The organism is Streptomyces ardesiacus, from assembly GCF_003112575.1.
Lineage (GTDB): Bacteria > Actinomycetota > Actinomycetes > Streptomycetales > Streptomycetaceae > Streptomyces > Streptomyces ardesiacus.
Window position 1 is genome coordinate 4,027 of the sequence record NZ_BEWC01000004.1, and the last position, 24,225, is coordinate 28,251.

Below are 24,225 nucleotides of genomic sequence, written 5' to 3' on the forward strand. Positions count from 1 at the left end.
GTGGACGAGAACGAGAAACTGCGCGACTACCTGACCCGACTCAGTGGCGAGCTGCACCGCACCCGGTTGCAGGTGCGCGACCTCGAACGCAAGAACTCCGAGCCGATCGCGATCGTCGCCATGGCGTGCCGCTACCCGGGAGGCGTGGCGTCGCCCGAGGACCTCTGGCGCCTGGTCGCCGACGGCGTCGACGCGGTGTCCGAGTTCCCTGACAACCGGGGCTGGAACGTCGAGGAGCTCTACGACCCCGATCCGGACGCGGCCGGCCGGTCGTACACCCGGCACGGCGGCTTCCTGGCCGACGCCGACCGGTTCGACGCCGGGCTCTTCGGCGTCAACCCGCGCGAGGCGCAGGCCATGGATCCGCAGCAGCGGCTGCTCCTCGAGGTGGCCTGGGAGACGTTCGAGCGCGCCGGAATCCCCGCCGACCGGCTGCGCGGCAGCCGCACCGGTGTCTTCACCGGGCTCATGTACCACGACTACTCGGCCTGGGCCGCCGTCGACCTCGCGGCACTCGACGGCTACCAGGGCAGCGGCAGCGCGGGCAGCGTCGCCTCCGGGCGTATCTCGTACGTGCTCGGCCTGGAAGGCCCCGCCGTCTCCGTCGACACCGCATGCTCCTCCTCCCTGGTCACCCTCCACCTGGCCGCCCAGGCGCTGCGCAACGGCGAGTGCTCACTGGCGCTGGCCGGCGGTGTGACCGTGATGGCCACCCCGACCACGTTCGTCGACTTCAGCCGGCAGCGCGGGCTCTCCCCCGACGGGCGGTGCAAGTCGTTCTCGGACGACGCGGACGGCACCGGGTGGGGCGAGGGCGTCGGACTGCTGCTCCTCGAGCGGCTTTCCGACGCACGGCGCAACGGTCACCGGGTGCTGGCCACCGTGCGCGCGTCCGCGGTCAACCAGGACGGCGCCTCCAACGGACTCACCGCGCCCAGCGGTCCGTCGCAGCAGCGCCTCATCCGGCAGGCACTGGCCCAGGGCGAGCTGACTCCCGCCGACGTGGATGTGGTGGAGGCGCACGGCACGGGCACCTCACTCGGCGATCCGATCGAAGCCCAGGCGTTGCTGGCGGTCTACGGGCAGCAACGCCCAGCGGACCGGCCGCTGCTGCTGGGCTCGGTCAAGTCCAACATCGGACACGCCCAGGCAGCCGCGGGTGTGGCAGGCGTCATCAAAATGGTGCAGGCCATGACCGCAGGCGTGGTCCCGCCCACCCTGCACGTGGGTGTGCCCTCCACACGCGTCGACTGGTCCTCGGGCGCCGTGGAACTGGTCACCGAAGCCCGTAACTGGCCCGAAACGGGGCGTGCCCGCCGGGCCGCCGTCTCCTCCTTCGGCATCTCGGGCACCAACGCACACGTCATCCTGGAGGAGGCGCCCGCCACCGAGCCCGCCGAACCCGGGCCCGCCGAACCCGGGTCCGCCACGGAGGCCGCCGGGACCACCACTTCGCCGCAGCCCGTCACGGCGCCCGAGCCCTTCGCATCGGCCGGCTCCTGCGGCGTGGTGCCCTGGGTGCTGTCCGGCCACTCCGCCGCCGCCCTTCGCGCCCAGGCCGCCCGGTTCGCCTCGTACGTCACCGAGCACCCCGGCCTGCCGCCCGCGGACCTCGGAGCCGCGCTCGTCGAACGGCGGGCCCGGCTCGCCCACCGAGCGGTCGTCCTGGGGGAGAGCCGCGACGAACTGCTCGCCGGGCTGGCCGCCGTCACCGCGGGCGAAGAACATCCCTCGGTCGTCACCGCCGACTCCGCGGCCGGCACCGGCGGCCGACTGGCCTTCGTCTTCCCCGGACAGGGCTCGCAGTGGGCCGGGATGGCGCTGGACCTCGCCGAGTCCTGCGAGGTGTTCCGCGCCCGTCTCGCCGAGTGCGAGGAGGCACTCGCCCCCTACGTCGATTGGCGGCTGTTCGACGTGCTGCGCGGCGTGCCCGGCGCCCCCGGGATGACCCGCGTCGACATCGTGCAGCCCGTGCTGTTCTCGGTGATGGTCGCGCTCGCCGCGCTGTGGCGCTCGGCGGGTGTGCATCCCCGCGCGGTCACCGGGCACTCCCAGGGCGAGATCGCCGCCGCCTGCGTGGCCGGTGCGCTCACCCTCGAGGACGCGGCCCGGGTCGTCGCGCTGCGCAGCCGGCTGCTCGTGGACATCTCGGGCAAGGGCGGCATGGCCTCCGTCGCCCTGCCCGCCGCCGAGGTCGCCGAGCGTCTCGGGCCGTACGGCGACCGCCTCGTCGTCGCCACCGTCAACGGCCCGGCCGCCACGGTCGTCTCCGGCGACCAGGACGCGCTGGACGATTTCCTGGCACAGTGCAGGGACAACGGTGTCAGGGCGCGACGCGTGCCGGTCGACTACGCCTCCCACTGCGCCCACGTCGACGCTGTCAAGGACCGGCTGCTGGCCGAACTGGCCCCGGTCCGCCCGCGCGACGGCGAGATCGCCTTCTACTCCGCCACCACCGGCGACCTGCTCGACGGCGCGAGCCTCGACGCGGCGTACTGGTTCCGCAACCTGCGCGAGAGCGTCGAGTTCGAGCGGACCACCCGGCGGCTGCTGAAGATTGGCATCACCAGCTTCGTCGAAGTCAGTCCGCACCCGGTGCTGACCGGCGCCATCGAGGACACGGCGACGTCCGAAGGCACCACCCCGGTGATCACCGGTTCGCTGCGGCGCGACGACGGCGGGCCCCGGCGCTTCCTGCACTCCGCGGCGGTCCTGCACGTCTCCGGCGTGCCGGTGGACCTCACCGCGTTCCTGCCCGCCGCTCCCGTGCTCGACCTGCCGACGTACGCCTTCCAGCACGAGCGCTACTGGGCGGCCCGGCCCGCCGGCCAGGGCGCCGACGCCGCCGCGCTCGGCCTCGGCATGGTCGGCCACCCGCTGCTGGACGCCGTCCTCGAGGTACCCGGCCGCGGTGCCACACTGGTCAGCGGGCGGCTCTCCGCCGCCGGTCTGCCATGGCTCGACGACCACCGCGTCTTCGACCAGGTGCTGCTGCCCGGCACCGGCCTGGTCGAGATGGCCATCCGCGCCGGCGACCAGGTGGGCTGCCCCGTCCTCGAGGAACTGGTCATCCAGGCACCGGTGCCGGTCGACGGCATGGTGCCGGTGCGCGTCGTGCTCGACCCGCCGGACGATCGGGGACGGCGCCCGGTCACCGTGCACGCCCGGCTGCGTGACGGCGACGAGTGGACCGCCCACGCCACCGGTACCCTCGCGCCGGACGGCCCTGCCGGGACACAGTTCACCGAGGCCGGACCTGCGGGGGCCTGGCCGCCGCCAGGACCGGTCGCGGTCGACGCCGACGACGCGTACGCGACGCTGGCCGGCCGCGGACTGCCGTACGGCCCCGCCTTCCGCGGCCTGCGAGCGGTCTGGCGCGGCGACGGCGAGATCCTGGCCGAGGCGGAGCTTCCGGAGCCGCTGCGGGACGAGGCCGGGGCATACGGACTGCACCCGGCCCTGCTCGACGCCTGTCTGCACGCGGCCGCGTTCGGCGACCTGCTCGACACCGGCGCCACCGACGGACCGCTGCTGCCGTTCGCCTGGTCCGGGGTCCGGCTGCACGCGGTCGGCGCGGTCCGGGTGCGGGTCCGCATCACCCGCGCCGGCGCCGACGCCGTCCGGCTGCTCGTCACCGACGCGGCCGGGGCGCCCGTGCTGACCGCCGCCGCGCTGACGCTGCGCCCGCTGCCGGCCGGCGCCCTCGACACGGCACCACGCGCCGACCATCTGTACGGACTGGACTGGGTGCCCTGCGGCGCCGCCCCGGACTCCCCCACGTCCGAGGACGCGGCCACGGGAACTGTGCTGCGCGTCCCGGCGGGCGAGGACGTGCACGCCGTCACCGCCGCCGTGCTGGCCGGGCTCCAGGCCTGGCTGGCGGCGGGGGACGAGACCCCGCTGGCCGTCGTCACCCGCGGCGGCGTGGCCGCCCGGCACGGCGAGGACGTCGTCCCCGCCCAGGCCGCGGCCTGGGGTCTGACCCGCAGCGCCCAGTTGGAGAACCCGGGCCGGATCACTCTCGTGGACGCCGACACCGACCTGTCCGACGCGGAGCTGGCCGGGCTCGCCGCCACCGGCGAACCTCAGCTGGCGGTGCGCGGCGGAGCACCGCACGCCGCCCGTCTGGTCCGGACCGGCGGGCTGCCGGTCGCCCCGGCCGAACTGGCCGCCCCGATGCGCATCGCGATGCGCTCCGGCGGCACCGTCGACGACCTGGCCTGGCTGCCCGCCGACGACGTGGACGATCCGACCCCGCCCGGGCATGTGCGCATCGCGGTCCGGGCGGCCGGGCTCAACTTCCGTGACGTCGTCGTCGGCCTCGGCATGGTCGGCGGTGACGTCGGCAGGCTCGGCGGAGAGGCGGCCGGTGTGGTCGTCGACGTCGGCCCCGGAGTCGACGACCTGGCTCCGGGCGACCGGGTGTTCGGTCTGTGCCCCGGTGCCTTCGGCTCCGTGGTGGTCGCCGACCGCCGCGGCCTGCACCGCATCCCGGACGACTGGAGCTACGTACAGGCCGCCACGATTCCCGTGGTGTTCCTCACCGCCTACTACGGACTGCGGCACCTGGCCCGGCTGGGGGCGGGGGAGAAACTGCTGGTCCACGCGGCGGCCGGCGGCGTCGGCATGGCGGCCGTGCAGCTGGCGCACCACTTCGGCGCCGAGGTGTGGGCCACCGCCGGCCCCGCCAAGTGGCCGGTGGTCCGCTCGCTCGGCGTACCGGAGGAGCGCATCGCCTCGTCGCGCACCCTGGACTTCGAGAACTCCTTCCCCGGCGTGGACGTGGTGCTGAACTCGCTGGCCGGTGAGTTCGTCGATGCCTCGTTGCGGGTGCTGGCCCCCGGCGGACGCTTCCTGGAGATGGGCAAGACCGACATCCGTCCGCCCGAGCGGGTCGCCGCCGTCCGCACCGACGTCGAGTACCGCTCGTACGACCTGCTCGACCCGGGCTTCGACCGGCTCGCCGAGATGTTCGCCGATCTGATGGAGCTGTTCGGGCGCGGGGTGCTCACCCCGCTGCCGGCCACCGTGTTCGACGTCCGGGACGTGCCCGAGGCGTTCCGGTTCATGGGCCGCGCCGGGCACACCGGCAAGATCGTGTTCACCGTGGACCCGCCGGCCGATCCCGGGGCCGCCGTCCTGATCACCGGCGGTACCGGCGACCTCGGCGCCCGGCTCGCCCGGCACCTCGCCGACGGCGGCGCACGGCACCTGGTGCTGGCCTCCCGCCGCGGTCCCGAGGCCCCCGGCGCGGACCGGCTCGCGGCCGAACTGCGCGCCGCCGGCGCCACCGTGGAGGTGCTGGCCTGCGACGTCGCCGACCGGGACGAGGTCGCCGCGCTGTTTTCCGGGCGGCGTATCGGCGGCATCGTGCACACCGCGGGCGTCCTCGACGACGGCGTGATCCCCGCGCTGACCCCCGAGCGGCTGGACCGGGTGCTCGCCGCCAAGGCCGACGCGGTCGGCCACCTCGACGAACTCTCCCGCCCGCTGGACCTGAGTCTGTTCGCCGTCTACTCGTCGGCCACCGGTGTGCTCGGCGGAGCAGGGCAGGGCAACTACGCGGCGGCCAACGCGGCCGTCGACGCGATCGTGGCCCGCCGCCGCGCCGCCGGACTGCCCGGCATCTCGCTCGCCTGGGGACTGTGGGAACAGGACGGCGGTATGACCGGCACGATGGCGCAGGCAGACCGGGCGCGCATGGCGCGGCTCGGGGTCGGTGCCCTCACCGCCGCCGAGGGCACGGCGCTGTGGGAGGAGGCACTGCGGCACAACCGGGCACTGACCGTACCGGTCAAACTCGACCTGCGGCGCGCCGCGCAGCTGCCGCCGCTGCTGTCCGGACTGCGCCCGGCCGCCGTGCGCCGCCAGACCGCCGCCGACGGCCTCCCCGCCGACGCCGGGCAGCAGCTGCGACGCACCCTGGCCGGACTGCCCGTCGCCGAACGGGCCCGCCACATCACCGACTTGGTCGCGGGGCACGCCGCGCGCACCCTCGGACACACCGACGCCTCCGGCCTCGACCTCGGCCGGCCCTTCAGCGAGCTGGGATTCGACTCGCTGACCTCGGTCGAACTGCGCAACCGGCTGTCCCGGGCAACCGGCCTCACGCTGCCCGCCACCCTCATCTTCGACCACCCGACCCCGCTGGCGCTGGCCCGCAGACTGCACAGCGACCTGATCGGCGACGCACCGGCCCCGGCACCGGCCCCGGCCGGCGCGAGCGCGGTGGCGGCCGCCGACAGCCCCGTGGCCCTGATCGGGATGAGCTGCCGGTTCCCCGGCGGCGCCGACTCGCCCGGCCTGTTCTGGGCCAACCTGCTCGCCGGGGCCGACGCCGTCACCGATGTGCCGGCCGAGCGCTGGGACATGGACGAGTTCTACGACCCGCGCCGCGGCGCGCCCGGCAAGGCCTACACCCGCAAGGCCTCCCTGGTGCGCGACATCGCCGGCTGGGACGCCGAGTTCTTCGGCTACACCCCGCAGGAGGCGATGCGCCTGGACCCGCAGCACCGGCTCGCGCTGGAACTGGTCTGGGAGGCGCTGGAGGACGCCGGCATCCCCGCCGGCCGGCTGGCCGGCAGCCGCACCGGCATCTTCGTCGGCCTCAGCGACTCCCAGCAGTACGGCAACCGCCAGCTCGACGCCGAGGGCGAGACCGCTCTCAACGACCCGAACTTCGGCCTGGGCCTGTCCGCCAGCGCCGCGGCCGGACGCATCGCCTACCACCTCGATCTGCGCGGTCCCTGTCTCACGGTGGACACCGCCTGCTCGTCCGCGCTGACCGCTGTCCACCTGGCCGTTCAGAGCCTGCGCCGGGGCGAGTGCGAGACGGCCGTCGTCGTAGCGGCCTCCGCCCTGACCGACCCCGGCGCCTTCGTGCAGGCCTGCAAGATGAGCATGCTGGCCGGCGACGGGCGCACCAAGACCTTCGACGCCTCCGCCGACGGATTCGTGATGGGCGAGGGCGGCGGCGCCGTCGTCCTCCAGCGCGTCCAGGACGCCGACCGGCAGCACCGGGCCACCCACGCGGTCATCCGCGGTACGGCGATGACCCAGGACGGGCACAGCAACGGCCTCACCGCACCGAACAAGCACGCCCAGCTCGCCGTCCTCCGCCAGGCCCTCGACGACGCGGGCCTGGCCCCGGGCGACATCGACTTCGTGGAGGCGCACGGCTCCGGCACCAGCCTCGGCGACGCCATCGAGATCGGCGCGCTCACCGAGGTGTTCGGTGACCGCCCGGCCCAGCGGCCGCTGCACGTCGGCGCCGTGAAGACCAACGTCGGTCACCTGCTGACCGCGGCCGGTATGGCGGGGCTGGTCAAGACCGTGCTGGCGCTGCGCGCCGGTGAACTCCCCGGCAACCTGCACCTGGACACCCCGAACACCATGGTGTCGCTGGACGGTCCGGTGCGTCCGCTGCGCGCCGCCGGGGCACCGTTCCCGGACACCGGGTCGCCGCGCCGCGCCGGAGTCAGCTCGTTCGGCTGGTCCGGCACCAACATCCACCTCGTCGTCGAGCAGGCGCCCGAGCCGGTGTCCGTGTCCGGGCCGCCCCCCGCCGGGCCGTACCTGCTGCCGCTGTCCGCGGTCGGCGCCCCGGCGCTCGGTGCGCTGGCCGCCTCACTCGCCGAGTGCGGACAGCCACCCGCGGAGCTGGCCCGGGGACTGGGGACCGGCCGGTCCGCGTTCCCGCTGCGCCGGGCCCTGGTCGTCGACGACGCCGCCGAGGCGCGTACCGCCCTGAGCGCCCTCGACCCCGCCGGCGCCACCACGGCCGACACCCAGCCGCACCGCGTCGGCCTGATCCTCGCCGGCACACCGGCGGACGCGTTCTCCGTGCTCCACGAGACCGAGCCCGCCTACCGCGCCGCCTACGACGAGTGCGCCGCCGACCCGGAGTTCGCGTCCCGGTACGCCCTGGCCCGGCTGCTGGAGGCGTACGGTCTCGCCCCCGTGGTGCTGCTCGGCCACGGCGTCGGTGACTACGTCGCCGCCTGTCTGGCCGGTGTGTTCACTCCGGCCGACGCCATGGCGCTGGCCGCCGACCCGACCGCGCGGGTGGCGGCCCCGGCCGAACCGCGGGTCACGCTCGTCTCCCCGCTCACCGGCACGGTGCTCACCCCGCAGGCCGCCGCCGACCCCGGCTACTGGTCCGCCGCCGACCGGACCGCGCGGTACGCCGAAGCGGCCGGTGCCTGCGCCCGCCACGCCAGCGTCGTCCTCACCACCGGCCGCGAGGAGGGTGCGGTGCCCCTCCTGCCCGACGGCGGCGCCGCCGACCGGCGTACGTGGCTGACGGCGCTGGGCAGGCTCTGGGAGCTGGGCGCACCCGTCGACTTCGGCGCCGCGCACCCGGAGCCGCGCACCTTCGCGCGGCTGCCCGGCTACCCGTTCCAGCGCACCCGGTACTGGCCGATGCCGTCCACCCGGCGGGCCCGGCTGGCCGCCGGCCGCACTGCGGCGACCACGGCCGGCGTCTCGGCCGCGGCGCCCGGCGAGCGCGGTGTGCGGTTCCTCGCCCCGACCTGGCGTCGCCCGCACACCCCGGTCCGGGTGCCTGCCGCCGCTGCGCCGGGCGACGCCCCGGCCCTGGTGTTCGGCGACCGCGGATCGGCCGGCCACCTCGGCACGGGCGTGCTGCCGCGCGGCGGAACCGCCGAGCACTACGCGGCCCTGCTGCGCGCACACGCGCCCGCCGACGGCCCGCTGCGCCTCGTCTACGAGGTGCCGTCCCCCGGCGACGGCCCGTACGCCGATGACGACCCGGGCCGGGCGCTCGACGGCGGCGTGCTGGGCCTGCTGCCACTCGTGCAGGCACTCGGTCGCACCTGGCCGCACCGCCCGGCGGACCTGCTGGTCGCGCTGACCGGCACGTACGACGTGCTCGGCGGCGAGCCGGTCGAGCCGTTCGCGGCGGCCGTCACCGGGCTCTGCCGCTCGGTGGTGGTCGAGTACCCGCGCCTGCGCGTCCGCTGCGTCGACCTCGACCCGGCCGACGCGCCCGAGGCACGCGCCGCCCAGCTGCGCCAGGAGTTCGACGTGGACGGCGCGACCGGGCCCGGCGGCGTCCCCGAACTGCTCAGCGCCTGGCGGCGCGGCCGCCGCTGGCTGCCGGGCACGGACCAGGTGCGGCTGCCGAAGGTGAGCGACGAGCAGATCTGGCGGCCGGGCGCCGTGTACGCCATCACCGGCGGCACCGGCGGTCTCGGTCTCGCGCTCGCCCGGCGGCTCGCCCCCACCGGCGCCCGGCTGGCCCTCATCGGCCGCTCCGAGCTGCCCGCCGAGGAGTTGTGGGACTGGTGGCTCGACGGGCACCCGGTGACCGACCGGACGAGCGAGATCCTGCTGGCGATCCGTCAGTTGCGCGCGGCCGGGGCCGAGGTGCACACCGTGCGCGCCGATGTCAGCGACCCGGATGAGGCCGTCCGCGCGCTGGACGAGGTCCATCAGCGTCTCGGACCGCCGTACGCGGTGATCCACGCTGCCGGGGTACCTGGCACCGGACTGCTGCAGACAAAGACCCGCGAGCAGGCCGCCGCCGTACTCGCCCCGAAGATCAACGGAACGCTGAACCTGGCCCGTGCGCTGCGCAGTCGGCCGCCCGAGTTCCTGGTGCTGTACTCCTCGCTGGTCACCGCCGTGGGCGGGCACGGCGAGGGCGACTACGGCGCGGGCAACGCGTTCCTGGACGCGTTCGCCCAGGCCGAGGACGGCCGGGTGGCGGCCCGCGTCGTCTCCGTCGGCTGGGGACCGTGGCAGCGCGACCGGTGGCAGTCCGAGGCGTACGCCGCCGCACCCGGACTGCTCGACCGGGCCCGCCGCCACCGCGACGAGTACGGCCTCACCGACGAGGAGGGCCTCGACTCGCTGGCCAGCGCACTGGCCGCCGGGCCGTCCCACGTCTACGTCCTCAACCAGCCGCTCACCGACTTCGTGGCCGCCGTCCGGTCGCTGGCCGACCCGAGTGCCGCCGGAGCGTCCGTGCCGGACGTCCCTCCGGAGAGCCGTTTCCCGCGGCCGGACCTACGGGTCGCCTACCGGCCGCCGCGCACCGAGACCGAACGGCGTGTCACGGGGATCTGGGAGGAACTGCTCGGCATCGACGAGGTCGGCGCCCACGATCCGTTCTTCGAACTCGGCGGCACCTCGCTGGTGGGCCTCGCCGTCGTGGCCCGCGTCGGCGCCGAGTTCGGCACCGAACTGCCCGCCGCCGCCCTCTTCGAACATCCGACCGTGGCGGAACTCGCCACGTTGCTCGACGGCACCGCCGGGCCGGACGCCGTCCCGTCCGGCCGGCCGTCGGCCCCCGACGACGGCACCGGCCGCGGCGAGCGTCGCCGGGCCCGGGCCGGCACCTCGACCAGCAAGCGCAGGAGGAACGCCCGATGAACGAGTGGTTCGACGACCAACCGCAGGACGAGACGGGCACCGACGTCGCGCTGGTCGGCATGGCCGGCCGCTTCCCGGGCGCGCACGGCGTACGGGCCCTGTGGCGCGGCCTCACCGCGGGAGTGGACAGCGTCACCCGCTTCACCGAGGCCGAACTGCGCGCCGCGGGCGTCAGCGAGGAACTGCTCGCCGACCCCGCGTACGTGCGCGCCGGGTCCGTGCTCACCGGCATCGACCGCTTCGACGCGGGCTTCTTCGGCTACCCGCCCTCCGAGGCCGCCGTACTCGACCCGCAGCAGCGCCTGTTCCTGGAGAACGCCTGGTACGCGCTGGAGGACGCGGCCGTCGACCCGGCCCGCTTCGACGGCTCGATCGGCGTGGTGGCCGGCGCCGCGCTGAGCTCCTACCTCACCAACAACCTGCTGACCCGCCCCGAACTGGCCGACACGGTCGGCGAGGTGCAGGTCGGCCTCGCCAACGACAAGGACTCGCTGGCCACCCGGGTCGCCTACGCGATGGACCTGACCGGTCCCGCCTTCAGCGTGCAGAGCTACTGCTCGACCTCCTTGGTCGCGGTCTGCACCGCCTGCTCGGCCCTGGTCAGCGGCGAGGCCGACCTGATGCTGGCCGGCGGGGTGTCGGTGAACGTGCCGCACCGCGTCGGCTACCTCTACCAGGAAGCCGGCATGACCTCCCCGGACGGCACCTGCCGGGCGTTCGACGCCGCCGCGCAGGGCACCCCGGTCGGCAGCGGCGTCGGCGTGGTCGCGCTCAAGCGGCTGGACGACGCGCTTGCCGACGGCGACCGGATCTACGCGGTGATCCGTGGCTGGGCGGTCGGCAACGACGGCGCCAACAAGGTCGGCTTCACCGCCCCCGGGGTGCGTGGCCAGTCCGGGGTCATGGCCGAGGCACTGGCCGCGGCCGGGCTCACCCCGGCCGACATCGACTACGTGGAGGCGCACGGCACCGGCACCGCGCTCGGCGACGCCATCGAGATCGCCGCCCTCCAGCGGGTGTACGACGTGCCCGAGGTGACCCGGCTCGGCATCGGCTCGGTCAAGACCAACCTCGGCCACCTGGACCGCGCGGCCGGCGTCACCGGCCTCATCAAGACCGCGCTCGCCCTGCACCACGAACGGATTCCCGCGACCCTGCACCACGAGCGGGACAACCCGCAACTGGCCCGCTCCGGCGGCAGGATCGCCGTCGTCACCGACCAGCACCCGTGGCCGCGCGGCGAGCGCGCCCGCCGGGCCGGGGTGAGCTCGTTCGGCATGGGCGGCACCAACGCCCATGTGATCGTGGAGGAGGCTCCGCCGCAGGCCCCGGCCGGGCCGCTCGCCCCGCGCGCGCACCAGATCGTGGTCTGGTCGGCCCGCTCCGAACCGGCCGCGACCGCCTACACCGAGCGCTTGCACGGGGCGGCCACCGGGCCGGACGTTCCCGCGCTCGCCGACGTCGCGCACACCCTCCAGTCCGGCCGGTCCGTCTTCGCCCACCGCCGGGCCGTCGTGGTGAACGGCGCGCAGGACGCCGTACGTGCCCTGGGCGAACAGCGCGAGCACCGGGTGCTGGCCCGCGAGGAGACCCGCACCGACCGCCCCGTCGGCTTCCTCCTCGCCGGTGTCGGCGAGCACTACCGGGGCATGGTCGCCGCCGTCCACGCCGAGGAACCGGTCTTCGCCGACGCGCTCGACGAGTGCGCCGAACTGTTCACCGCCCATCTGGGACGCAACCCCGTCGAGCAGTTCCTCGGCGAACGGGAGACCGGCGGCCCCGACCTGGCCCGCCTCATGGGCCGCGCCGACGGCCCGGCACCGGGAACCGGCGGAGCGGACGACGGTACCGAGATCCTGCAACCGGCCGTGTTCGCCGTCGACTACGCGCTGGGCCGGCTGCTCATGTCCTGGGGGCTGCGGCCGCGGATCCTGCTCGGCTACAGCGTTGGCGAGTTCGCCGCCGCCTGCCTGTCCGGCAGTCTCACACTGGCCGAGGCGACCGGCCTGGTCGCCACCCGCGCCCGGCTGATCTCCGCGCTGCCCGGCGGCGTGATGACCGCGGTGGGCCTGTCCGTCGCCGAACTCACCGAGAGAATCGGACCGCCCGCGGCCACCGGCGTGGACGTCGCGGCGGTCAACGGGCCCCGCTTCACCGTGCTGTCCGGGCCGGCCGACGCGATCGCCGAGGTCGTCGACCGGCTGGCCGCGGTGGACGTGCCCTGCCGGGAGCTGCGCACCACACACGCCTTCCACTCGGCGATGCTGCGCCCGGCCGCGCCCGAGCTGACCGCCTGGGCGCGGGCCAATCTGCGGCCGAGGACGCCGGAGATCCCGTACCTGTCGAACGTCACCGGCAAGGCGATCACCGAGCGGCAGCTGGCCGACCCGGCGTACTGGGCCGACCACATGTGCGGCACCGTGCGCTTCGCCGACATGCTCACCGAGGTGCTCACCGGCGAGGACCTGCTGATCGAGCTGGGCGCCGGCCAGTCCTTGGGCGCGATGGCGCGCAACCACCCCGACTGCCCGCGCGACCAGTGGCCGCTGCTGCTGCCGACGCTGCCCGCCCAGAGCGACCCCGCCGACGGCACGGCCGTGCTCGCCCGCACGGTGGCCCAGGCATGGCTGGCCGGCGCGCCCGTCGACTGGCCCGCCTACCAGAACGACCGCGCCGTACGCCGCACCACCGTGCCGGACTACCCGTTCCAGCGGCAGAGCTACTGGATCGAGCCGGACACCGCGCGCTCCCCCGAGGCCCCGCCTGTCCCCGCCACCGCGCCGGCCACGGCCGCCCCCGGGACCGCCGGCTCGGCACCGGCCGCGGACCGCGAGCCCCAGCTGCTCGCCCCGGCCTGGCGCTCCGCGCCACTGCCGGCCGGCGGCAGCATCCCCGAGGGACCGGTATGGATCGTCGCCGACCCCGGCCCGGCCGCCGACGCGGTCACCGCCCGGCTCGCCGCCGAGTGCCGCGAGGTGACCGCCGTACGCCCCGGCACGGACTACCGGGCCCTGCTGGACGGCTCCCCCGCACCCGGCTCGGTCGCCCACCTGGCCGGACTCACCGCCGACGCTTTCGACGACCTGTGCGCGCTGGCCGCCGCGCTGGGTGATGCCGGAGCCGTCACCGACCTGCTCGTGGTCACCGAGAACGCGCGGGCCGTACGGCCCGGCGACCGGGTCCTTCCGGAGCGCGCGGCCGTGTTCGGGCCGGCGCTGGTCGCCCCGCAGGAGTACGACACGCTCGCCGTACGCACCCTCGACGTCTCCCGGCTCGGACCGGCGGCGCTGGCCGATGCCGTCGCGGTCGAGCTGGCCGCCGACGTACCCGAGCACGTGGTCGCACTGCGCGACGGAGCACGCCTGACCCAGGAGTTCGCGCCGGCCGCCGAGGCCCACGAGGGCGGCTCGCCCGGTGCGGCGGCCATCGAGTTGAGCTCCGGAGACGTCTGCCTGATCACCGGCGGACTCGGCCCGGTGGGTCTGCTCCTCGCCGGCCACCTCGGCGCCCGCGGCGCCACGGTGGTGCTCGCCGGCCGCTCCGGCCTGCCCGACGGGTCCGTCTGGCCGGATCTGCTCGCCGACCCGAATACCGACGCGGCGCTGCGCGCCCGTATCGAGGGGGTGGGCGCGCTGCGCGAACGCGGCGTCCGCGTCGAGACCGTCGCCCTCGACGTCACCGACGCCGACGCGCTCACCGCGGCTCTGGCCGGCATCCGGGACCGGCACGGCCGGTTCGACGGCGTGTTCCACCTGGCCGCCGTCACGGATCCCCGCATGTTCAGCGGCCTGGCCGACCTCGGGCCCGAACAGCGCGACGCCCACCGGGCCGCCAAGGCCGACGGCGCCCGTGCCCTCGACGTCGCGCTGGCCGCGGTCCCGGCCCGGTTCTGCGTGCTGTTCTCCTCGATGTCGGCGACCCTCGGCGGCCTCACCTTCGCCTCCTACGCCGCCGCCAACTCGGTGCTGGACGCCTGGGCCGCGGCGCCGCACGAGGGCACCGCCCGCTGGCTGTCGATCGACTGGGACACCTGGGCGCCGACCGCCGCCGCGGTGGGCGGCCAGGCTCTCGGCGCGAGCCTGGCGCAGTACTCGCTCGGCGCGGAAGCGGCTCTCGGCGCGCTCGACGCGGTGCTCGCACGGCCACTGCCGCGCACCCTCGTCTGCGCCGGTGACCTGCCCGCCCGGCTCGCGCAGTGGGTCGACCGCCGCCGCCCGGCACCCGCCGCACCGGCCGGCACCACCCGCTTCCCGCGCCCCGAACTGGCCCAGCCCTACGTGCCCCCGAAGGGGGACCGCGAGCGTCGCCTCGCCGAGCTGTGGGGCGAGCTGCTCGGCCTGCAACGGGTCGGCGCCCGGGACAACTTCTCCGACCTGGGCGGCACGTCGCTGCTGGCGCTCCAACTGGTCAAGCGCGTCCGGGCCGTCTTCGGCGTGGCGATCTCCCCGGTCACCCTGTTCGAGGCCCCGACCGTGCACGACATGGCCCGGGCGATCGAAGAGCCGGCCGGCGGGTCCGCCGGGCAGGCCGCCGCGCCCGTCCCGCGCGCGGGCACCGCCCACCCGGCCGGCACGACCGGCGCCACCGGCGCCACCGGCGCCACCGAGACGACGGGTACCACCGGCACCGCCCTCACCGACGACGGACTGATCGCGGTGATCGGCCTGGCCGGGCGCTTCCCCGGAGCCGCCGACGTGGACGCGTTCTGGGCCAACCTCAGCGGCGGCGTGGAGTCGGTCACCCGGTTCACCGAGGAGGAACTGCTCGCCTCGGGCGTGCCCGCCGCCCAGATCCACGATCCCGACTACGTGCCGGCCCGTCCGGTGCTCGACGACATCCGCTCCTTCGACGCCGAGTTCTTCGGCTACAGCCCCCGCGACGCCGCCATCACCGACCCCCAGCACCGGCTGTTCCTGGAATGCTGCTGGGAGGCGCTGGAGTACGGCGGCTACGGTGCCCGCGACGGCCGGGGCCGGGTGGGCGTGTTCGGCGGCACCAACCTGAGCACCTACCTCATGCGGCACGCCGCCACGGTGACCGGCGCCGGCGAGGCCGACGTCTACTCCTCGGTCATCGGCAACGACAAGGACTCGCTGGCCACCGGCGTGTCCTACAAGCTGGGGCTGACCGGGCCGAGCCTGTCCGTACAGACGTTCTGCTCCACCGCCCTGGTCGCCCTGCACCTGGCCTGCCAGAGCCTGCGCTCGCGCGAGTGCGAACTGGCGCTGGCCGGCGGTGTCGGCATCCACGTACCCGACCGGGTCGGCCACCAGTACGCCCCCGGCGGCATGGAGTCCTCCGACGGCCGGGTCCGGACCTTCGACGCACGGGCCAGTGGCACGCTGTTCGGCGACGGCGCCGGCGTGGTGCTGCTCAAACGGCTCGCCGCGGCCCGCGCCGACGGCGACACCGTGCTCGCGGTGATCCGCGGTTCCGCGGTCAACAACGACGGTGCGCTGAAGGTCGGTTACACCGCCCCGAGCGTCGTCGGTCAGGCCACCGTCGTCTCCCAGGCCATGGCCGCGGCCGGTGTCACCGCCGATGACGTGTCCTACGTGGAGGCGCACGGCACCGCGACACCACTCGGGGACCCCATCGAAGTAGCCGCTCTGACCAAGGCGTTCGGCACCACCGAGCACCGCCAGTACGTCCCGATCGGTTCGGTGAAGACCAACATCGGCCACCTGGGGGCCGCCGCGGGCGCCACCGGCCTCATCAAGACCGTACTGTCGCTGCGGCACCGGCAGATCCCGCCCAGCCTCAACTTCGGCGAGCCCAACCCGGACATCGACTTCGCCGCGTCGCCGTTCTTCGTCAACACCGAGCTGCGGGCCTGGGAGGTGCCCGCCGGCCGGCGTCGCGTGGCCGGGGTCAACTCGCTCGGCATGGGAGGCACCAACGTGCACGTGGTGGTGGAGGAAGCGGCCGACCAGCCACCCGCCGACGAGCAGACCGGTACCGGCCGGGCGCGCCGCTACGAGGTGCTGCCGGTCTCCGGCCGCACCGAGGACGCCGCCGACCAGGCGGTGCACCGCCTGCGCGAACATCTGCGCGGCGACGGCGCGGCCCGACTGCGCGACGTGGCGTTCACGCTCCAGGCCGGCCGGGAGCGATTCGAGCACCGCCGGGCGGTGGTCACCGACTCGCTCGCCACCCTTTCCGCCGCCGACGGCACCGTGCCCGGACTGCTGCGCCGCACCGACAGCATGGTCGGCCGGCCGGTGGCGTTCCTCTTCGCCGGCGTCGGTGAACAGTACCCGGGCATGATCACCGACCTGTACGAGCACGAGCCCGCGTTCCGAGCCACGGTCGACGAGTGCGCCGCCCTGCTGCGCGACGAATCGGACCTCGGTACCGACCCGCTGGCCCTGCTCACCGCCACCCGCGGGCCGGCCGGGGGCGACGGGCTGCTGGCGATGCTGGGCCGCGCCGAACCGGCCGCCGACCCGGACGCCGGCGAACTGGCCCGTACCGAACTGGCCCAGCCCGCCATGTTCGTGTGCCAGTACGCGCTGGCCCGGCTGCTGATGTCCTGGGGCGTGCGGCCCGCCGCGATGCTCGGCTACAGCCTCGGCGAGTACGTCGCCGCCTGCCTGGCCGGGGTGCTCACGCTGCGGGAGGCGCTGCGCCTGGTCGCGTACCGGGCCAGGCTGATCTCCCGACTGCCGGCCGGCGCCCTGCTGGCCGTGTCGCTGACCCCGGCGGCGCTCACCGAACGCTTCGGCGACCTGGCCGCGCAGGGGCTCGATCCGGCCATCCTGAACGGGCCCGAGCAGACCGTACTGGGCGGCGAGCCGGACGCCGTCGACGCGTTCGCGGCCCGGCTGGCCGAGGCGGACGTCGCGGCCCGCCGGCTGGCGACCACGCACGCCTTCCACACCCGCACGATGGCGCCGATCGCCGGCGAACTGACCGCCTGGGCACGGGCCAACCTGCGTCCGCGCCCGCCGCGGCACCCCTACCTCTCCAACGTCACCGGCGGCCCGGTCACCGAGGAACTGGTCACCGACCCCGGGTACTGGGCACGGCACCTGTGCTCGACCGTCCGGTTCGCCGACGCCGTCGGGGAACTGCTCACCGATCCCGACACGGCACTGCTCGAACTCGGCCCCGGCCAGTCCCTCGGCGCCATGGTGCGCGTGCATCCCGCCTGCGCCCGGGACCGCTGGCCGCTGATCGTGCCCGCAGTGCCCGGAGCGTCCGACGCCCGGCCCGGCGACGCCGCGCTGGCCGACGCGCTGGCCCGGCTCTGGCTGACCGGCGCCGACGTGGACTGGGCGGCGCACCACGCGGGCCGCGCACCGCGCCGGGTCCCGCTGCCCACCTACCCGTTCCAGCGCCGCGAGTACTGGCTCCAGGCCCCACCGGGCGCCCAGGCTCCGGCACCCGCCCCGGCCCAGGACGCCGCGGCTGCGGGCGACCCGCGCATGCCGTCGCTGCCGAAGCTGCCGGAGGAGGAGTGGCTGCACACGCCGGTCTGGCGGCGCACCACCACCCCGAGCCGGCCCACCCCCACCGGCCGCTGGCTGGTGTTCACCGACGAAGGGCCCGCCGACGCGCTGGCCGCCCCGCTGGCCCGGCGGCTGACCGAGGCGGGCGGCAGCGTGGTCCTGGTCCGCCCCGCCAAAGCCGACACCGGTACGGACGGCGACGGGCCGCTGCGCATCGACGACGACCAGTACGCCGTCCGCCCCGGTGACGCCGGCCACCTGCGCGAACTGCTGCGGCTGCTGCGCGGGTCCGGCGGCCTGCCCGAGCGGGCGGTGCACCTGTGGACCCTGTCGACGTCCGCCGCCGACGGCCTGGCCGCCGCCCTGGAACGGGGCAACGACACGCTGATCGCGCTGGCCACCGCCGCCAACGACGTCGGCCTGCTCAAGTGGTCACTGGACGTGGTCAGCACCGGCACCCGGCCGGTCACCGGCGCCGAGACCATCAGGCCCGAACTGGCCACCGTCTGCGGTCCGGTACGCGGCATCCCGCTGGAATACCCGGGCGTGGTCTGCCGACTCATCGACGTCGACCCGCCCACCGCCGGCGACGCCGGCCGGCTGTCCGCGCTGATCGCCGCCGAACTCGGCGCGGGCGGCGAGGAATCGGTGGTCGCGCTGCGCAACGGCCGCCGCTGGCTGCCCGACTACGAGCCGGTCCCGCTCGCCGAGGGCCGACCGGCCGCCCCGCTGCGCGAGGGCGGCGTCTACCTGGTGACCGGCGGCCTCGGCGGCATCGGCCTGGCCATGGCCGAGCGGATCGCCCGCGACTGCCGGGCGGCCAAGCTGGTGCTGTTCGGACGCACCGGTCTGCCGCCGCGCGAACTGTGGGAACAGGCCCTGGCCGATCCCTCGGCCAGTGACGAGGTACGCCGCCGGCTGTCCGGCGCCCTGCGGCTGACGGAACTGGGCGCCGAAGTCGCCGTCGTGACCGGGGACATCGCCGTGGCGGCCGACGCCCGGCGCGCGGTACGCACCGCGCTGGACCGCTGGGGCGCCCTGCACGGTGTGCTGCACGCGGCAGGGCTGCCCGGTATCGGCCTCATGCAGTTCAAGACCACCGGGGACATGCGCAAGGTGATGGCGCCCAAGGTGGACGGCACCCTCGCGCTGGAGGCCGCGCTGCGCGACGTACCGCTGGACTTCCTGTGCCTGTTCTCCTCCATCACCTCCGCGACCGGCGGCGGTCCCGGCCAGGTCGACTACAGCGCCGCCAACGCCTTCATGGACGCCTACGCGGCCGCACACGACCAGGGGCCGGGCGGCGGACGGCGGACGGTGGCGATCGGCTGGGGCGAGTGGACGTGGAACGCCTGGGAGGCCGGCCTGGCCGGCTACGACACCGAGGTGCAGACCTTCTTCCGGGAGAACCGGGCCCGCTTCGGCATCGGCTTCGACGAGGGCTGGCGCGCCCTGCAGCGGGCGCTGACCCAGGACGAGCCCTATCTCGTGGTCAACACCCAGGACTTCGCCCAGTACGTGCGCATCAGCCGCGACTTCACCGTGGACGCCGTCGGCGGCGCCCGCCTCTCCAAGCTGGAGGGCAGCCGGCATCCGCGGCCCGACCTGGTCACCCCTTACGTGCCCCCCGCCGGCACCACTCAGCAGGCCATCGCCGAGGTGTGGTCGGACCTGCTCGGCATCGAGTCGGTCGGTGCCGACGACAACTTCTTCGAACTGGGCGGCAGTTCGCTGATCGGCATGGAGGTGATGGCCAGGATCCGCCGCCGGCTCGGGGTGGCGGACCTGGCCCCGCACACCCTCTACGAGGCGCCGACCGTCGCCGCCCTGGCCCGCTTCCTGGTGACCGCCGGCGCCGTGGCCGGCGGGGAGCCGGCGGCGGAGGAGACCACGGGTGACGGCGACGAGCGGGCCCGCAGCGAAGCGCGCCGCCGCGTCCTGCGCCGGGCCCGGGAGGGGAAGCAGGCATGAGCGAGGGCAGCATCACGTCACAGCTCGCCGTCGTGGGCATGGCCGGCCGGTTCCCCGGCGCGGGCGACGTCGCCGCGTTCTGGCGCAACCTCACCGCCGGTACCGGCGGCATCCGGGAGATCACCCAGGACGAACTCACCGCCGCCAAGGTGCCGCCCGCGCTCCAGGCGGACCCCGGATACGTGCGAAGAGGCGCCCCGCTGGACGGCACCGATCTGTTCGACGCCGCGTTCTTCGGTTACAGCCCACGCGAGGCGGAGGTCGCCGACCCACAGCACCGGATGTTCCTGGAATGCGCCTGGGAGGCTCTGGAGGGCGCCGGATACCGGCCCACCGCCGTCCCCGGCAAGGTCGGCGTCTTCGGCGGGGTGGCGCCCAGCGCCTACGGCATGCGGCACGTGCTCACCCGCCCCGAGGTGATGGCCACCATCACCATGGAGCAGTACGGCATGAGCACCACCTCGGACGCACTGTGCACGATGGTCGCCTACAAACTGGGTCTCACCGGCCCGGTGGTGGGCGTGCAGACCAACTGCTCGACCTCGCTGGTCGCCGTGCACCTGGCGGCGCAGAGCCTGCTCACCTACGACTGCGACATGGCCCTGGCCGGCGGCGCGGCCATCGCCGACCCGCTGCCGGTCGGCTACAAGTTCGAGGACGGCTCGATCGTCTCGCCGGACGGCGCCGTGCGCAGCTTCGACGCCGACGCCGCGGGCACCGTGGTCGGCAACGGCGTCGGCGTGGTGGCGCTCAAGCGCATGGCCGACGCGCTGCGCGACGGCGATCACGTCTGGGCGGTCCTCCTGGGCAGCGCGGTCAACAACGACGGCGCGGGCCGGGCCGGATACGGCGCCCCCAGCGTCGACGGCCAGAGCACCGTGATGTCCTACGCGCTCGCCGTCGCCGACGTCGACCCGGGCGATCTGGACTACGTCGAGTGCCACGCCACCGGCACCCGGCTCGGCGACTCGATCGAGCTGGCCGCGCTGAACCGCGCTTTCCCCGGCACCGCCGAGCGGCCCCGGGTGCTGTCCTCGCTCAAACCCGACATCGGCCACCTCGACCGGGCCTCCGGCGTCGCCGGGCTGATCAAGGCGGTACTGGCCCTGCACCACCGCGTGCTGCCCGCCACCCGCGGCTACCGCCGGCCCAACCCGGCGCTGGATCCCGGCCGGTTCACCGTGCTCACCGAGGACCGGCCGTGGCCACGCGCGGCACGTCCGCGCCGGGCCGGGGTCAGCTCCTTCGGAGCGGGCGGCACCAACGCCCACGTGGTGCTCCAGGAGGCCCCCGAACCGCCTGAGCGGGCCGCAGCCGACGCCGGCCCGCAGCTGCTGGTGCTGTCGGCGCGCACGTCGAGCGCCCTGCGCGAGTCCGTGCGGCGGCTGCACGCGTGGCTGAGCGAGCCGGGCGGGGCCGGGGCGGACCTGCGCGACATCGCGCACACGTTGCAGCAGAGCCGGAGCGGCTTCGCCCACCGGTGCGCGGTGGTCTGCGCCGAACGGGCCGACGCGATCAAGGCACTGGCCGAGCCCGACCGGCTGCCCGTCGCCGGACCGGTGGCGCCGTCCGGGGAGCGCGTCACCCCGCGCGATCCGCACGAGGCGGCCGAACGCTGGCTGGCGGGCGCGGACGTCGACTTCCCGGCACTGCACGACGGGCCGCGACGACGTGTGCCGCTGCCCACCTACCCGTTCGAGCGGCGCCGCTACTTCATCGAGCGCGCCGACCTGCCGGCCACCTCCGTGACGTCGGCCGAGGAGAGCGGTGCGGCCAGGGCGGCGGAGGCGACGGCGGGACGGCTGCCGGACCCGGCCGACTGGTTCTCGCACCCGGTCTGGCAGGCCACCCCGCTGCTCGGCGACCCCGACCCCCAGACGCTGCGCCGACACGGCCCCTGGTGGGTGATCGCCGACGGCGGACCCGGCCTGGAAGCGGCGGAACTGCTCACCGCGGCCGGGGCCGAAGTGGTGTGCGGGACCGGCCGCGGCGCTGGCAGCGGTTACGCCGGACTGCTGGCCGGCGGACCCCGGCCGCGCACGGTGCTGCACGCGCTGCTGCCCGGCCGCGACACCGACGACGCCACCGCGCAGCGCCTCGGCTTCCATTCGGTGCGCGCCCTGGCCGGCGCCCTGTCCGAGGACTCCCGGCCCGGCCCGGTCACGCTGCTGCTGTGCACCTCCGGCGCCGTGGAGGCGACCGGCGGCGACCTGCGCCACCCCGGCCAGGCCACGCTGGCCGGTCTGCGCCCGGTACTGGGCCAGGAGTTCGGCGATCTGACCTGCCGCCTGGCCGACACCGACCGCACCACCCGTGGCGCCGACCTGCTGCGCGAGGCCGTGCTCGGCGACAGCGCCGAACCGGTGGCGCTGCGCGGCACCGACCGCTGGGTACGCGGCTTCGCCCCGGTCCGCCTGGGTCCGGTACCCGCGGACCGCCCGGTGATCCGCCCCGGCTCGACGGTGCTGATCACCGGCGGCCTCGGCACCGTAGGCACCGCGCTCGCCGAACGGCTGGCCCGCCGCTCCTGCTCGCTGGTGCTGGTCGGCCGCTCACCGCTGCCGCCGGAGCAGGACTGGGACGCGTCCGGCCACGACGCCCGCACGGTGGACGCGATCGCGGCGGTCCGCAGGCTGCGCGCCCTCGGCGCCGAGGTCCTGACCACGGCAGCGGACGTCGCCGATCGTGACGCCATGGCCACCGCTCTGGCGGCGGCACGAGAGCGTTTCGGCGCGATCGACGTCGTCATCCACGCCGCGGGCACCCAGGGCGAGCGGTACTTCGGGTTCGCCCCCACGCTCGGTGCCGAGGTGTGCGAGCTGCACTTCCGCTCCAAGGCCGGTGGCCTGCGGGTGCTCGACACCCTGCTGGCCGCCGACGAGGCGCCGCTGCGGATCACCCTCTCCTCGCTCGCCGCGGTCCTGGGCGGGGTCGGCTACGGCGCGTACGCCGCAGCCAACGCGGCGATGGACGCCTACGCCCGCGCCGGCGGCCGGTGGCTGCCCGTCAACTTCGACACCTGGAACCTCGGCGTCGACCCGCACGGCGACCTCGGCTTCACCATGAAGGACTTCCACTACGACGCCGACGAGGGCTTCGACGTGCTCGAACGCTGCCTCGCGGTGTCCGGCCGGGTCCGCCAGGTGGTCGTCTCCACCGGCCCGCTGCGAGGGCGCCTCGGCCAGTGGACCCAGCCGGCCGGCGGCGCGACGCAGGAGACCGGGCCCGGCCGGGTCCGTCACCCGCGGCCCGATCTCATGGTCGGCTACGAGCCCCCCGCCTCGCCCGAAGAGGCGGCACTGGCGGAGATCTGGGGCGAGATCCTCGGCGTCGACGGCGTCGGCGTGCACGACAGCTTCTTCGACCTCGGCGGCCACTCCCTGACCGCCGTCCGCATGATGGCCCGGGTCCGGAGCCGCTTCGGAGGTTTCCCCGTGGCGGCGCTCCTGGAGAACCCGACGGTGCGCAGTTTCAGTGCAGTGATCAACGGAAGGAGTTCCCGGTGACCCTCGTAGGAGTCGTCGGCGCGGGCGTGATGGGCGCCGGCGTCGCACAGAACCTGGCCCAGGCCGGCCACGACGTCGCGCTGGTCGACAACACCCCCCAGGCGGTGACCAAGGCGCTGTCCACGATCGAGCTCAACAGCCGGATGAGCAGGCTGCTCGGCGGTCCCGAACTCGACCCGGACACCATCCTGGGACGCATCAAGGCGGGCACGGACCTGGCCCTGCTGGCCGACGCCGACCTGGTGATCGAGAACATCACCGAGAACTGGGAGCTGAAGCGCGGTCTCTACCTGGAGATGGACCACACCGTCCAGCCGGACGCCGTGTTCGTCGCCAACACCTCGGCCATCCCGATCACCCGGCTGGCCTCGCTCACCACGCGCCCGCGCCAGTTCGTCGGCGTGCACTTCATGAACCCGGTGCCGATGAAGCCCGCCGTGGAGCTCATCCCCGGCCACCACACCTCGCCCGAGGCGCTGGAGAAGGTCCGTGACCTGCTCACCTCGATGGGCAAGAAGGCCATCCCGGTCAACGACGCGTGCGGCTTCGTGTCCAACCGGGTGCTGATGCTCACCGTGAACGAGGCGGCCTTCCTGGTCCACGAGGGCGTCGCCGACGCCGAGACCGTCGACGAGGTCTTCCGCAGCTGTTTCGGACACCCCATGGGCCCCCTGCAGACCGCCGACCTGATCGGCGTCGACACCATCCTCTACAGCATCGAGGTGCTGCACGAGCACTTCGCCGACAGCAAATACCGCCCCTGCCCGCTGCTCAAGCAGATGACCGACGCCGGTCTGCACGGCCGCAAGTCCGGTCAGGGCTTCTACTCCTACGGCGCACCCGCCGCCTCGTCCGCCGCTGTCGACAGCGGCGGCTCCCGTCCCACCGCAGCCACTCGTTGA

4 protein-coding genes are annotated in these 24,225 nt (G+C 75.1%); all 4 read left to right on the forward strand.

The features are described 5' to 3' along the window. Genes Sdi02f_RS15085 through Sdi02f_RS15100 form a run of 4 tightly spaced genes read left to right on the forward strand, consistent with a single transcriptional unit; the run spans window position 1 to window position 24,225 of the window. Window positions 1-10,395: a type I polyketide synthase gene (locus tag Sdi02f_RS15085; protein ID WP_108933439.1), complete on the forward strand. Its 10,395-nt coding sequence runs from the start codon at window positions 1-3 to the stop codon at window positions 10,393-10,395. Next, complete coding sequence (locus Sdi02f_RS15090; protein ID WP_108933440.1) at window positions 10,392-19,817, forward strand: type I polyketide synthase; 9,426 nt, start codon at window positions 10,392-10,394, stop codon at window positions 19,815-19,817. Before Sdi02f_RS15085 ends, Sdi02f_RS15090 begins: the two co-directional genes overlap by 4 nt. Continuing rightward, window positions 19,814-23,323: an SDR family NAD(P)-dependent oxidoreductase gene (locus tag Sdi02f_RS15095; protein WP_108933441.1), complete on the forward strand. Its 3,510-nt coding sequence runs from the start codon at window positions 19,814-19,816 to the stop codon at window positions 23,321-23,323. Before Sdi02f_RS15090 ends, Sdi02f_RS15095 begins: the two co-directional genes overlap by 4 nt. Next, window positions 23,320-24,225: a 3-hydroxyacyl-CoA dehydrogenase family protein gene (locus tag Sdi02f_RS15100; RefSeq protein WP_030403676.1), complete on the forward strand. Its 906-nt coding sequence runs from the start codon at window positions 23,320-23,322 to the stop codon at window positions 24,223-24,225. Before Sdi02f_RS15095 ends, Sdi02f_RS15100 begins: the two co-directional genes overlap by 4 nt.